The sequence below is a fragment of the Fischerella sp. JS2 genome (genome assembly GCF_032393985.1).
Taxonomy (GTDB): domain Bacteria; phylum Cyanobacteriota; class Cyanobacteriia; order Cyanobacteriales; family Nostocaceae; genus Fischerella.
In genome coordinates, this window is the sequence record NZ_CP135918.1 from 5,288,607 (window position 1) to 5,302,684 (window position 14,078).

Annotated in this window: 13 protein-coding genes and 1 pseudogene; 9 read left to right on the top strand and 5 right to left on the bottom strand. The window is 41.4% G+C overall.

Annotation, left to right across the window (positions count from 1 at the left end; all coding sequences use genetic code 11):
* Positions 1–228: 228 nt before the first annotated feature.
* A complete protein-coding gene (locus RS893_RS22420) occupies positions 229–474 on the bottom strand; it encodes a DUF7219 family protein (protein WP_315787902.1) in 246 nt (81 codons plus the stop codon).
* 757 nt (positions 475–1,231) lie between these two features.
* On the opposite strand from RS893_RS22420, the gene modA (RS893_RS22425) reads away from it, so the two are divergent.
* Together modA (RS893_RS22425) and modA (RS893_RS22430) are read left to right on the top strand one after the other, a co-directional pair.
* Positions 1,232–2,047: a molybdate ABC transporter substrate-binding protein gene (modA, locus tag RS893_RS22425; protein ID WP_315787903.1), complete on the top strand. Its 816-nt coding sequence runs from the start codon at positions 1,232–1,234 to the stop codon at positions 2,045–2,047.
* Between the two features lie 219 nt (positions 2,048–2,266).
* Positions 2,267–2,506, top strand: coding sequence for a molybdate ABC transporter substrate-binding protein (modA, locus tag RS893_RS22430; RefSeq protein WP_396336381.1), 240 nt, complete (start codon positions 2,267–2,269; stop codon positions 2,504–2,506).
* A 2-nt stretch (positions 2,507–2,508) separates the two neighbouring features.
* On the opposite strand, the gene RS893_RS22435 is transcribed toward modA (RS893_RS22430), so the two are convergent.
* On the bottom strand, positions 2,509–2,715 hold the full coding sequence (locus RS893_RS22435; RefSeq protein WP_315787904.1) for a hypothetical protein: 207 nt from the start codon (positions 2,713–2,715) through the stop codon (positions 2,509–2,511).
* On the opposite strand from RS893_RS22435, the gene modB reads away from it, so the two are divergent.
* Positions 2,636–4,447, top strand: a complete 1,812-nt coding sequence (gene modB / locus RS893_RS22440) for a molybdate ABC transporter permease subunit (RefSeq protein ID WP_315787905.1) — start codon at positions 2,636–2,638, stop codon at positions 4,445–4,447. The genes RS893_RS22435 and modB overlap by 80 nt on opposite strands.
* A gap of 190 nt (positions 4,448–4,637) precedes the next feature.
* Complete coding sequence (locus RS893_RS22445; RefSeq protein ID WP_315787906.1) at positions 4,638–4,829, top strand: hypothetical protein; 192 nt, start codon at positions 4,638–4,640, stop codon at positions 4,827–4,829.
* Between the two features lie 91 nt (positions 4,830–4,920).
* On the opposite strand, the gene psbA is transcribed toward RS893_RS22445, so the two are convergent.
* Positions 4,921–6,003: a photosystem II q(b) protein gene (gene psbA / locus RS893_RS22450; RefSeq protein WP_315787907.1), complete on the bottom strand. Its 1,083-nt coding sequence runs from the start codon at positions 6,001–6,003 to the stop codon at positions 4,921–4,923.
* A gap of 675 nt (positions 6,004–6,678) precedes the next feature.
* On the opposite strand from psbA, the gene RS893_RS22455 reads away from it, so the two are divergent.
* Positions 6,679–8,142 carry a bifunctional orotidine-5'-phosphate decarboxylase/orotate phosphoribosyltransferase gene (locus RS893_RS22455; protein ID WP_315792078.1) on the top strand — a complete coding sequence of 488 codons (1,464 nt, stop codon included), beginning with the start codon at positions 6,679–6,681 and terminating at the stop codon, positions 8,140–8,142.
* A gap of 22 nt (positions 8,143–8,164) precedes the next feature.
* Here the strand turns inward: RS893_RS22455 and RS893_RS22460 are convergent.
* A pseudogene (locus tag RS893_RS22460) lies at positions 8,165–8,431 on the bottom strand (DUF1830 domain-containing protein); the annotation flags it as partial.
* Positions 8,432–8,802: 371 nt separating this feature from the next.
* Positions 8,803–9,027 (bottom strand): hypothetical protein, encoded by a 225-nt coding sequence (locus RS893_RS22465; RefSeq protein WP_315787909.1) that lies wholly within the window; start codon positions 9,025–9,027, stop codon positions 8,803–8,805.
* Positions 9,028–9,202: 175 nt separating this feature from the next.
* Between RS893_RS22465 and RS893_RS22470 the strand changes: the two genes are divergently transcribed.
* From RS893_RS22470 to RS893_RS22485, 4 genes are all read left to right on the top strand, one after another.
* A complete protein-coding gene (locus tag RS893_RS22470; protein WP_315787910.1) occupies positions 9,203–11,473 on the top strand; it encodes an ATP-binding protein in 2,271 nt (756 codons plus the stop codon).
* A gap of 67 nt (positions 11,474–11,540) precedes the next feature.
* On the top strand, positions 11,541–11,996 hold the full coding sequence (locus tag RS893_RS22475; protein WP_315787911.1) for a response regulator: 456 nt from the start codon (positions 11,541–11,543) through the stop codon (positions 11,994–11,996).
* A 202-nt stretch (positions 11,997–12,198) separates the two neighbouring features.
* Positions 12,199–12,357 carry a hypothetical protein gene (locus RS893_RS30560; protein ID WP_315787912.1) on the top strand — a complete coding sequence of 53 codons (159 nt, stop codon included), beginning with the start codon at positions 12,199–12,201 and terminating at the stop codon, positions 12,355–12,357.
* 7 nt (positions 12,358–12,364) lie between these two features.
* Positions 12,365–13,849 carry a sensor histidine kinase gene (locus RS893_RS22485; RefSeq protein WP_315787913.1) on the top strand — a complete coding sequence of 495 codons (1,485 nt, stop codon included), beginning with the start codon at positions 12,365–12,367 and terminating at the stop codon, positions 13,847–13,849.
* Positions 13,850–14,078: the final 229 nt, after the last annotated feature.

Here is a 14,078-nt window from a genome sequence, read left to right on the forward strand (position 1 = left end):
GTCATTGTTGAAAATTGCCAGTATGTCTGCACGATTAGCTAGGACTTACGCACTAGTAACGGAAAAACGAACCGCGTAGACGCGCTCATAGGCTTCCCGCTAGGGTAGGACACAAAGGACACGTAGACGCGCTCATAGGCTTCCCGCAGGGTAGGAATAAGAGTTTGAGAGAGTTTTTGCGTAAGTTCTGTTAGCTTAAGGTAGGCGATCGCCTCACACACTCACAAGCTATTTAATATTGAGTTCCTTTTTAGTACGTTTGAGCTGTTTCCAGAGTATTTTTATTTGTTTGTAAGCCTCTTGTGGGGAAAGCTTACCATTAGTTTGTAAGTTACAGATGTAGTTGACCCTTTGGGAAAACTCCTGTAGGTTAGCATCAAAAATCAAATACTCAGGCTTAAATTGACCATGATAAGGACTGCGAGGATAAAGAAAATCTGGTAGGTTAGCTAAAAAACTAGATTCTTCTGTCATTGTCTCAATCCATGAACTATTTAATCAAAATGAATCTACAAAAATAGGAAATTTTGCTTAATCACAAGAAGATTATTTTTAAGATGAATTCAACACACAGAGAAATAGCAGATGAACAGGAGCAGTCCATCTGCTGTAAGCAATTAAGAGGAGGTGCATGTTTGATTATTTAACTGATATGAGCTAACTCTTTCTTAGCTAGAGCTTTAGGAGTACGTCATACAGTTGAAGTATGATTATTCAATCGGAAACTAAACATAAGCATCAACATTATCTAGTTTTACCAACCAAGTAGGTATCTTGTTACCCTATACCAACTTAGTTAATAAAAAAGTATCAGCAGTTACGTTTTCTAAATGTGAAAGCTGTTACTAATAAATAAAGTTAGGTAAACTTGAGTTTTTATTTGAAATTAGAGAAATGTAAATATTTAGACTGAAAGCCGATTTTAGCTTCTACTGCATAAGTTCTTTGTCAAGTGTAATCATGACCTGCAATCTGTAAAAACCTAAATTACTGAAAGATTTTTACAAAGGAAAAAGTTACAGATGTCTCTCCAATTATTAATAGAATAAATTGGCTCGGCTTTAATCTTTAGCAATAACAATATCGTTGGACTTAATCACTGCATAGACTTGTGTTTTTTTCTTGGCACAAAATTCTACCAAACTAATTGGTATACTCTGGTAAAGTTGGTATAATCTTACCAACTGTCAATTTTAACCAGAAAAAAATCTACTAAACATGTGATTGTTCAATGAAAAGAAGACACATTTTCACATTTATAGGCATAGCATTAACTAGCTTGATTTTAGCAGTAGGCTTGCCATTAATTTCTTCCTCTGTGCTAGCACAATCAAACACTGAATTGCTTGTGTCTGCTGCTGCCAGCATGAAAGATGTAATGGAAGAAGTCAAGAAGGACTACCAACAAACTAAACCAAATGTCAACATTAGATACAACTTTGGGGCTTCTGGCGCATTGCTACAACAAATTCAACAGGGAGCGCCTGTAGATGTGTTTATCTCAGCTGGCAAAAAGCAGATGGACACCTTAGAGCAATCAGGACAGCTATTAGCAGGTACTCGTGGAATTTTAGCGAAAAACCGTCTGGTATTAGTTGTGCCAAACAATGTTACAGGCATTAGCAGTTTTTATAACTTGAGAGACTCTAAAATTAAGAAAATTGCCATTGGCGAACCAAGAAGCGTGCCAGCAGGGCAATATGCAGAACAAACTCTTCAGAAATTGGGCATTTACCAATCAATCAAACCCAAGTTTGTTTATGCTAATAATGTACGTCAAGTTTTAGCAGCAGTAGAAAGCGGTAATGCTGACGCGGGCTTAGTTTACCTGACTGATGCGAAAATATCTAACAAAGTAAAAGTCGTAGTGGCTGCTGATGAAAAATATCACTCTCCGATTGTTTATCCAATGGCAGTCTTAAAAAGAAGTAAAAATACCCAAGCAGCCAAAGATTTTGTTCAGTTTCTATCCGGTGACAAAACAAAGACTGTACTACAAAAATACGGCTTTATCTTACCTTCACAACCAACAGCTGTAAACCGTTAGCAGTTTAAAGTATCAATTTTTAATTTGCTCCCCGGCTATATCCGGGGAGAGTGACTTTTACTTAGTTTTGGGTAGTCTGATGATATTTTCATTGACACTATGGGGAAGGCGATCGCATTATAGGCAATTATTTCATCTGGGCTTAATAATAATGTCAATGGTGTTGATAGTTAAACCCAAAGCTGTCTCGCTAAAGATGTTCGTCAGGCTCTCAATTATGTGGAGACAGGAAACGCAGATGCTGGGATAGTCTATCTTTCCGATGCTAAAAGCTCACAGAAAGTAAAAGTTGTGGCGACTGCACCAGAAAATACACACTCCCCGGTTGTTTGTCCGATCGCAGTTCTCAATAGCAGTAAAAATGTTAACGCTGCCAGGGATTTTCAGGAATTTTTAGGAGGTAATCAAGCCAAAACCGTGTTTGAAAAGCAAGGATTTACCCTAGCACCAAGCAAGTAATTTTAAGCTTTGTGGAATAAATGGAGGATCTGCCTTCTGCCTTCTGCCGTCTGCCGTCTACCTTCTGCCGTCTGCCTTCTGCCGTCTGCCTTCTGCCGTCTGCCTTCTGCCTTCTGCCTTCTACCAACCATGCCACAAGATTTATCTCCTCTTTGGATATCACTCAAAACATCCTTACTGTCCACATTTATTACCTTCTTTCTTGGCATTGCAACTGCTTATTGGATGCTGGGATATCGTGGTAAGGCTAAGTCCTTGATTGAAGGTATTTTGGTTGCTCCTTTGATTTTACCGCCAACAGTAGTTGGCTTCATACTACTGGTATTTTTTGGTAAAAATGGACCGGTGGGAAAACTCATGGAGAGTTTGCGATCAGACTTCAGCATTGTTTTTACTTGGTACGGTGCAGCGATCGCAGCTACAGTAGTTTCTCTACCACTAATGTATAAAACTGCATTAGGAGCCTTTGAACAAATTGATCAGAATCTCTTGCGGGTAGCGAGAACTCTCGGTGCAACTGAATCAACTATCTTTTGGCGGATTAGTTTACCCTTAGCTTTTCCTGGCATCTTGGCTGCAACAACTCTGGCTTTTGCTCGTGCTTTAGGTGAATTCGGTGCAACTTTGATGCTAGCGGGGAATATCCCTGGACAAACCCAGACAATTCCAATGGCGATTTATTTTGCCGTGGAAGCCGGAGCGATGGAAGAAGCTTGGTTCTGGTCGATCGCCATTATGGTAATTTCTCTATCTGGAATCATTGCTGTCAACTATTGGCAGGAACGTAGGGAAAAAAATAGAAGACAACACAGGAGGACAAGGGAACAAGGGGGACAAGCAGGACAAGCAGGACAAGGAAGACAAGCAGGACAAGGAGGATTGATTGTAGATATCGAAAAAGTACTTCCTGAGTTCTATTTAAAAGTTTCATTCAGTGCTGATCGCCAGCCTCTAGGGTTTTTGGGAGGTTCCGGTGCTGGTAAAAGTATGATTTTGCGCTGCATTGCTGGCATTGAGACACCCACCAGAGGCAAGATTATTTTGAATGGTAGAGTATTATTTGATTCCCAAGGGGGAATCAATATCCCAAGTCGAGAACGCCGCATTGGTTTTGTAGTCCAGAACTATGCTCTGTTCCCTCATATGAATGTGGCACAAAATATTGCCTTTGGCTTACCCAAGGACATATCGGGAACAGCAATTAAGCAGCAGGTAGAATCAAAATTGATTGATGTGCAATTGTTGGGTTTTGGCGATCGCTATCCAAGTCAACTTTCCGGGGGACAGCAGCAACGAGTAGCGATCGCCCGGGCTTTGTCTAGCCAACCAGAAGCTTTACTATTAGATGAACCGTTTTCTGCGCTTGATACGTTTCTGCGTAGTCAACTAGAACAACAGATGATAGAAACCCTAGCTGACTATCAAGGTGTCACCCTGTTTGTCACACATAGTATGGAAGAAGCCTACCGGGTTTGTCCTAATCTGTTAGTGATGGAGTCGGGCAGAATAATTCAGAATGGTACAAGACATGATGTGTTTGAGCGACCTACTACAGTTACAGCTGCCCAGTTAACAGGCTGTAAAAATTTTTCTACTGCTGTAGCTGCCCAGTTTGGGCAAATAGAAGCAGTGGACTGGGGTTGTAACCTACAGGTGGTTGACACTATCCCCAATGAATTATCCCACGTCGGTATTCGCGCCCATCACATCACCTTTACTAATGACTCTAATCAAAATAATACTTTCAGGTGTTGGCTAGTAAGAGCAACGGAAACACCACACCGAATGACGTTGTTCTTGAAGTTGCATTCCTCTGGTAGTGCTTCCCATGATTACCATCTGCAAGCAGAAGTATTTAAGGAAAAATGGGCAACTATCAAAGATAGGCCTATGCCTTGGTATGTACGTTTAGATCCCTTCGCACTTATGTTAATGGAATAGCAGCGAACACGGAAAATGCACAGAAATGACTAAAAATTTGGGTTCTTGACCACTTTTGGTGAGCTTGGTTGGGGTAAGGCAGAGGAGCCACTGCGGTGGTGAGGCAACGACTATTACGCAGGGGGTTCCTCCCCCAACCTCAAAGGGGACCCCGAGCCCCCAATCCCCACCAGGGGCCGGTGAGTCCCCCATGAGCGATTGCCGTAGACGCGCTTTACTCGGCTTCTGTAAAGTAAGAGTTTCCCGGCATAAAGAAAGAGGCGTCACCTGGCGTCACAGAAGGCAGAAGGAGGAAGAAGTAAAAATCGTGACAGCTAACTTAACAGCTTTTTTCTTATTAAGTTTAAAACTGCTTGCCTTACTTTTACCACGAAAACATTGATATTCCTGCCACTAGAAACTCAAAAGCGCCCCCTTTTCTTGAGAGCGCTTTTTATTTAGTTTGACGCGATTGTTTGCGTCTTGATCAATTATTAACCGTTGATCGCAGGAGCGGTTAGAGCGACAGGAGCAGCTTCAGCAGCAGCCAAATCGAGGGGGAAGTTGTGAGCGTTACGCTCGTGCATAACTTCCATACCCAGGTTAGCGCGGTTGATGATGTCTGCCCAGGTGTTAATGACGCGACCTTGAGAGTCAATCACTGACTGGTTGAAGTTGAAACCATTCAGATTGAACGCCATTGTGCTGATACCCAGCGCAGTGAACCAGATTCCGACTACAGGCCAAGCAGCCAAGAAGAAGTGCAAGCTGCGAGAGTTGTTGAAGGAAGCGTATTGGAAGATAAGCCTTCCGAAGTAACCGTGAGCAGCTACGATGTTGTAGGTTTCTTCCTCTTGACCGAACTTGTAACCGTAGTTTTGAGATTCGGTTTCGGTTGTTTCACGAACTAAGGAAGATGTAACCAGAGAACCGTGCATTGCACTGAACAAACTTCCACCGAATACACCTGCTACACCTAACTGGTGGAAGGGGTGCATTAAGATGTTGTGTTCGGCTTGGAACACCAACATGAAGTTGAAGGTTCCCGAGATACCCAAGGGCATACCGTCAGAGAAGGAACCTTGACCCAAGGGGTAGATCAAGAAGACTGCGCTTGCTGCTGCTACAGGTGCAGAGTATGCTACGGCAATCCAAGGACGCATCCCTAAGCGGTAGGACAATTCCCACTCACGACCCATGTAGCAGAATACGCCGATTAAGAAGTGGAAAATTACCAACTGGTAAGGACCACCGTTGTACAACCACTCATCTAAGGATGCTGCTTCCCAAATTGGGTAGAAGTGTAAACCGATGGCGTTAGAAGAAGGTACTACTGCACCAGAGATGATGTTGTTGCCGTATAGTAACGAACCTGCTACTGGCTCACGGATTCCATCGATGTCTACAGGAGGTGCGGCGATGAAGGCGATGATGAAGCAGGTGGTTGCGGCTAGCAGCGTCGGGATCATCAATACCCCGAACCAACCGATGTATAGACGGTTGTTGGTGCTGGTGATCCAGTTGCAGAACCGCTCCCATACGTTAGCGCTTTGGGCGCGTTGTAAAGTTGCTGTCATTGTTCTTATGATTGCGGTTAATTGTTTTATGAACGAATCAGGCGAGGAATGTCTTTGCCTGTAATAATAACTTTACATTAGTTTACAAAAATTAATCAAGCTATCTAAGTTTTATAAAGACTATATTAACTATAGGCAAATCTTATTTATACAGTTATCAGTTAACAGTAAACAGTTACAAAGAAAGGCAGAGGGTCGTAGACGCGTTCGCGCAGCGTGTCGCTTTGCGACTCAGCGGCTTCCGTAGGTGGGCAGATGGCAGAAGGTTAAGAGTATCAATTAAAACTTTAGTTCTGGGTTTAAACTGGCTTCAAAGCAGTAATTATACTGAATCTGCTTGCAGTAAGGTATAATATCAAGTTCGGTTAATCACTTAGAATAAAAAATCTCACCCCCATTCCCTCTCCTTGCTAAGGAGAGGGGTGCCGAAGGCGGAGTGAGGTAAAAGGGAATTGTAAGTAATCATGCGAACTTGATATAAAACGTTATTGTAAAAATCCACTCTTTTAAGGGTGGGTTTCCTTCTGCCCTCTGCCTCCTACCTTCTGAACAGGTATACCTTGGTATTAAACTTGCCACCAAAACCTGGCATGCCTTATAGGCAATTTATTAAAACTGCTAACTGATAACTGTTTACTGTTAACTGATAAGTGATAACTGTTCACTGATTTAATGATGAACTTTTTTAACAAGTTAGAGGCGGCGATCGCTCGTAACCAGAGCTTACTATTTGTAGGACTTGACCCCAATCCAGAGATGATGCCTACCCACTACAACAGTACTGGAGATGACATTATCTGTAGTTTACGAGAGTGGATGCAGTTCGTGATCGCCCAAACAGCCGATATCGTCTGCGCCTACAAGCCTACTCTTGGGTTTTATCAAGCACTAGGTACACCAGGAATAGAACTCCTGCAACAGACACTTGCAGCAATTCCACCCCATATCCCAGTTATTTTAGATGCCAAACATAGTGACCTCAACACCAGCACCATCTTTGCCCGGTTGGTGTTTGATGTGTGGCTCTTTGATGCAATTACTCTTAATCCTTACGCTGGACAAGATCATATTGCCCCATTTTTGCTTTATCCTGGTAAAGGAGTTTTTGTGTTGTGTTGTACGTCGAATCCTGCGGCAGACAAATTGCAGAAATATCCTACACCGGAATCACCACTTTATTTAGAGGTGGTAAAAGAAGCTAGAAATTGGGGTACTCCTGAACAATTGGGTCTGGAAGTTGGTACAACTGCACCAGAAATTTTAGCTCTTGTGCGATCGCTAGCTCCCGAACGATTAATCATGGCTCGTAGTATCTGGCAAGAAAATACTAACTTGAACCAATTTTTGAGTGCTGGAGTGAATGCAAACAGTGAAGGTTTACTTATTCCCGTTCCTCAAGATTGGTTAAGTCGTGAAAACCCAAACCAGCCAATCCGCGCTCTACGCGAGCAAATCAATCAAACTAGAACCCAAATTATCAGTTCTGCTTCCACTTGCGACTTGTGGCTATCCAATGTCTGCACATTGAATACTCATCCTCACTTAGACTTAATTTTGCAGCTCTACGACATTGGTTGCATTCTGTTTGGCAATTTTGTCCAAGCTTCGGGAGCAACATTCCCTTATTACATTGATCTACGCAAGGTCATTTCTAATCCCCAAATTTTCCATAAAATCTTAAATGCTTATGCCGAGATTCTCAAAGACCTAAGCTTTGATCGGATTGCAGGTATTCCTTACGGCTCTTTACCGACTGCAACTGGCCTAGCACTGCGTCTGAATTATCCAATGATTTTTCCTCGCAAGGAAGTTAAGGCACACGGGACACGACGAGTGATTGAGGGAAACTTTCAGCCAGGAGAAACAATTGTTGTTGTTGATGACATTCTCATCAGTGGCAAAAGTGCAATGGAAGGGGCAGAAAAAATTAAGTCTGTTGGCTTACAAGTTCACGACATTGTGGTGTTTTTAGATCATGAACAAGGGGTTAAAGACAGACTGCGGGAGCATGGCTATCGAGCGCATTCAGTCTTGACGATTTCTGAGATTACACAAACACTGCACCAAGCAGGTCGCATTAATGACGAGCAATTTCAGATTCTCGCTCAAGTTTCGGGAACACATCTACCATTTTCTTGAGTGCCAAAAAGACTTTTTAAGCACTCTTGGAGTTATGAACTTGGAGACTCTGACAGCAAATGCGGTCTGATAGAATTGCACTTGCCATTATGCCTGTATGGATTTCTAGTTGAGCATTGGCTGGCGCTTCAAATAAGAGTCGTTGTCCAGGAAACACTACTCGCTCAAAGTACCAATTCGGAACGTTCTCAATCCGAGCAACCTGAATCAGATTACTAAAATTGACATAGCAGCAAAGAATTTTGTTAGAAGAATCTGAAGACGCAGGAGCAAGTAGTTGCGCTGTCATTACCAGAATTTTCCCTTATCTTAAAGCGTTTTTAGTATTTTTACTTATCGAGTTTAGAAAAGAGAAAATAAAAAAAAAGTAAGTTTCGTTACAAAATTTAACTTTTTTCGATGCAGATTCATATTGAATAAGCATTTCTTAACAGTGAAACTAAGAAGCTGGTATCAGCAAGTTCAGGAACAGTAGTAGTTCTATTTCTGTCTTCATAAGTTCATTGATCTCTTTACAACCGAGCTTACTTCTTGTCCATAGGAAGTCTCTAGCTTTAACCTCTAGATGACTTGTTTGTTAAGATTGAACAGAAGATTTTCTTAATTATTTATTAAGATTTAGTTGCTAACCCAAACAAAAACTTGAACCTGAGATGCTTATTAAGCAGCGATACGAGATTCAGCCAAATCACGGATCAATGTAGTTTTAGAGCCAACGTAGCTATACAAAGCGCAGACTTCCTCACCACTCAGCAGAATTTTGCTAGAAATTTGTTGTAGGATTAGTTTGATCAAAGCTGTATCGGTAAGAGTTAGGAGTTCAGTGCTTAGGGTTTCTTCAATTACAGCCCAGGTCAAACGCAGCATTGAAGAGCTAATCAGCATCGTCCTATTCCCCTAAAGATTTAATATTTTTTTTATATTCTCTCACAGTAGAATCACATTACGTCTGTAAGATTTATAAAAAAATTTAATATTTTCTTTAGAATGTTGTTGACTAGTCTTAACTAATTAAAATATTATTCAATAAACTGTGATAGTGATGAGATTTCTTACTTAAATGAGTTCTGATCGCGAACCTGTTCATTTTTCAGGTTCGATTCAGCCGCATGGCATTCTGCTAGCTCTTTCATATCCTGAGTTAACAATTCTGCAAGTAAGTGCTAATATCCAAGATTTCTTTAATGTTCAGCCTGAGAACTTGCTTGGTCAATGCCTTGATAGTCTATTAAATGAGCAAATTTTTGCAGCTTTTCGGCAAAATTTGGCAGATATAGACAATATTAGTCCTTTCAAACTATCAATCCAGATCTCGGTAGATGAGCAATACTTCGATGGGATGGTTCATCGAAGTGCAAATGTGATCATCCTCGAACTAGAACCAAGCACCAAACAGACAAACGTGAATTTCTTTAGTGTGTCGGCGCTGATCAAAAGAGCGATCGCAAAATTACAACAGGTATCTACTAGCTGCGATTTCTTTGATTTAGTCACCCAAGAAGTTCGCCAACTCACAGGCTTTGATCGGGTGATGGTTTATCAATTTAACCCACAAGGAGCAGGGGAGGTAATTGCAGAAGCAAAAACCGATGACTTACCGCCCTACTTAGGGCTGCACTATCCCGCTACAGATATTCCCCAGCCCGTTAGAGAATTATACACCCAAGGATTGCTGCGATTTATTCCTAATTTGGCTGTAGCAGCTGTTGATTTGGTTCCAGCAGAGAATCCAGTTACGGGACAACCACTTGACTTGAGCATGGCAGTATTACGGGGAGTTGACTCTTGCTGTGTAGAATATCATCAAAACATAGGCGTAGCGGCTATTTTAGTCATTGCTTTGATTCGCGATCGCCAACTGTGGGGATTAATTGCCTGTCATCATCACACACCTAAACATATTCCTTACAAAATTCGGGAAGGATGCGAGTTGTTGGGACAGTTTGTGTCCTCAGAGTTAGCCAATAAAGTCAATGACGAAGAATTAGACTATATTCTCAAACTTCGCTCCTTGCAATCAGAATTTATAGAATCAATTTCCCAATTTAATGATCTCAAACAAGCTCTGGTAAATCCTGCTTCGCACTTGCTGGAATTAGTAAATGCCCAAGGAGCGGCTATTTGTTTGGCAGGAGAAATCACGCTGCTGGGAGCAACACCAACCCTTGATCAGGTTCGCACTCTGATTCGGTGGGCTAATACTCAAGTTAGCGATGTTCTATTTTATAGCGATTCCCTGCCGAAAATTTATCCAGATGCAGAAGCGTTCTCTAGTGTTGCTAGCGGCTTGCTGCTGTTGCAAATTTCTCAGGTACGTCAGTATTCTATCCTCTGGTTTCGTCCAGAAGTACTGCAAACCTTAACTTGGGCAGGCGATCCTCATGCTTCTATGTCGGTTGCTAGCGATGGTAGTGTAACTTGGTCTTTGCGCAAATCCTTTGCCCGGTGGCAAGAAACGGTTCGATTCACCTCCTTACCTTGGAAAGATTGTGAATTGAAGAATGCATTAGCTATCAAAAGTGTGATCGTGAGTATTGTTCTTAACAAAGCGGATGAATTAGCCCAGATAAACCAAGAATTAGAACGCAGCAACCAAGAGTTAGATTCCTTTGCCTATGCCGCTTCTCACGATCTTAAGGAACCATTACGCGGTATTCATAATTTCTCAACATTGTTATTAAAAGGCTACGAATCAATATTGGATGACACAGGGAAAGCTCGCCTCCAAACTCTATTGCGCCTAACTCGGCGGATGGAATCGCTGATTGATGCTTTACTCAAATTTTCACGCCTCGGACAGGCACAATTAAATCTCCAACCTACAGATTTCAACGAATTAGTAAATCGGGTGCAGGAAGATTTATATATTAGCCGTCAAGATGTTCAACTCAATATTCGCATTCCCCGTCCGTTACCCATCGTTCGTTGTGACTCCATCCTCATAAGTGAGGTGTTTATAAACCTACTCAGCAATGCTTGCAAGTATAACGACAAGCCAGAAGTATGGATTGAGATTGGTTATTTAGAAGAGGAAACGGAGATATTAAGACGCGCGGACGCGGGAAATTTGTCTGATCAAGTCTGCGCGTCTTCTTCTCAATCCCCGATCACCTTCTACGTCAGAGATAACGGTATCGGCATTCGTGAAAGACATCTAGAAACCGTTTTTCGGTTGTTTAAGCGGCTGCACGAGCAACATTTGTATGAGGGCGGAACAGGTGCAGGACTGACGATCGCTAAGAAGATTATCGAACGTCATGGTGGAGTTATTTGGGTGGAGTCTATCTATGGTGAAGGCTCAACGTTTTACTTTACATTGCCTACTTATTAAGAATTGATAAATTTTGTAAAATTATTGTAATATCTATGGAAATAATAGTCAGTTTTTTATATTACAAATGAAAACAAAACACTACAATCCCCTACTCATCGCTGAGGATAGTGATGAGGATTTTGAGGTACTCCAACTGCTGATGGAGCAAAAAGCGGTGCAAAATCCTGTGTATCGCTGTACAAACGGAGACAAGGTTTTAGATTTTCTTTATCAAGAAGGAGACTATGGCAATTCGGATGTTGCACCACGTCCATCAGTGATTCTGCTTGACCTGAATTTACCAGGTACTGATGGTCGCGATGTACTAGAACAAGTTAAACAAGATCAAAATCTCAAAGAAATTCCGATTGTTGTCTTCACTACGTCTTCAAATCCTAAAGATATTGAATTTTGCTATCAAAAAGGAGCAAATGGCTATCTCATCAAACCTTTTGACTCTCACGAATTAGAAAAAACTTTTCAGGCATTTGTAGACTACTGGTTAGAAGCAAACACGGCACCAATTTCTAATTCGGCCTAAATCTAATTTCAAAATGCTGAAACCCTTTTGAGATTCAGAAATCTCGCATTTCTGATGGAAAGGATTTGCTATGATTAAAAGTATAAAAATAAAAGTTTGTAATCCGTGCCTGATGCAAATTAAAATTTAATATTTAGATTTTTTTTAATTTTTTGGTTCGACCGATGATTTTAAAGTCAAAAATTTCTCCGATTATCTGTTCATGTCAAATGTTTGGACACTACTGATTGCGGATGATTGTGCGGAGGATCGAGAGGTTTATCGCGAATATCTTTTAAGCGATCCCCAGCAGTCCTACCAGATTTTGGAAGCAGCCTCGGCGGAGGTTGGGTTAGCACTGTGCCAAAAAAAAACACTGTGATGCGATTTTGCTGGACTTTTGCTTACCAGATATGACCGGATTGGAGTTCTTAGACGAACTTCAACAGCAAAAATTGGAAATGCCACTGCCTGTAATTATGTTAACTGGGCAGGGTGATGAGCGTGTTGCTGTGCAAGCAATGAAACGTGGTGTTCAAGATTATCTGGTGAAGCAATATCTACAACCAGATACGCTGCAATTAACCGTCCGCAATGCGATTCAGCAGTCACTCCTACAAAAGCAGTTCAGCAAGATACAACATCAACAACAATTAGCTGCGGCGATCGCACTGCGTATTCGTCAGTCACTTCACCGAGAACAAATTTTACAGACAGCTGTCAGCGAAGTACAGCAGTTATTATTGTGCGATCGCGTTGTAGTTTATCAGGTTGATGAAAAAGTCAGCGAACTCTATTTGACAAAACTGTGTGAGACAGGCTTGACTAGTTACACTGATCCGATTGCCAAATTTACATCTTTCCTAAGAAAAAATTACCAATCCAGTATTGAAGAAATTGGAGGAGCAACTACATTTAGGAAAGCGAAAGCGTCAATCATCTTGTCGGAAAATCGAAAAAAGAATCAACAAGCATATCTGGTAGTTCCTCTGGTGTTAAATAATCAAGGAGAATCTACTAAAGTTTGGGGTTTGTTGGTTGCGTGTCTAGGTTCAAATCAGCGCCAGTGGCAGACAGATGAAATCGAGATCTTTAATCAATTAGCTAGACAGTTGGAGATCGCTATCCAACAAGCTGAACAATTTCGGCAAGCTTTGGAAGTTTCCGAAACCCAAAAGCAGCTTAACGCCTTTAAATCTCAATTTGTTTCTACAGTTTCTCATGAATATCGCACCCCCTTAGCATCGATCTTGGCAGCCGCATCAACACTCAAACAACATGGCGACACTTTAGATGAAGCTAAAAATCAACAATTTTTGCAACTAATTGAAGACAAAGCCAGACAAATGAGCCAACTGGTTGATGATCTGTTGATAATTGAGAAATTTGAATTCGGCAAAGCCAAGTTCACACCACTGCCATTTGAATTGCTGCAATTTTTTGCTGACATTATTGAAGAACAGCGACAGACTTTGAGCGATCGCCATAGGTTAATCTTTAAGATTACAGGAAATACCAAGGGCTTTTGGGGTGATCACAAGCTTTTGCGGCAAATTTTGGTCAATTTACTATCGAACGCCATTAAATACTCTCCAGATCAAGGCAATATAGAAGTTCACCTGATGGGAAACGATTCGCATATCATTTTTGAGGTTAAAGATGAGGGAATTGGCATACCCATCGCCGAGCAAGAACATTTGTTTCAAACTTTTAGTCGCGGCAGCAACGTTGGTACAATTCCCGGAACAGGTTTAGGATTAGCGATCGTCAAAGCCTGTGTCGAGTTACACGGTGGTGAAATTAGTTTAGAAAGTCAAGAAGATCAAGGAACAAAGGTAACTGTTTACTTACAGAAAAAATTAGCTTCAGAGTAGAACATAAAGCAAATCTTAAATTAAGTCATTAGGCCTATGAACTGCTTACATCTTAGATATCGGTATTGATGAAAATTTTTGTCAAGTGTCAAAAGATTAGTTATTGGTTTTCTCTGCGTTTCCCTGTTTTGTCCTTCTTGTCTACGTCAGGTGACGGTAGATGCTACAAGTCCGGAAAGGAGTCCAATGCATTGGTTCTCCCTATTTTCCTTGTCCCCGCGTTTTTCTA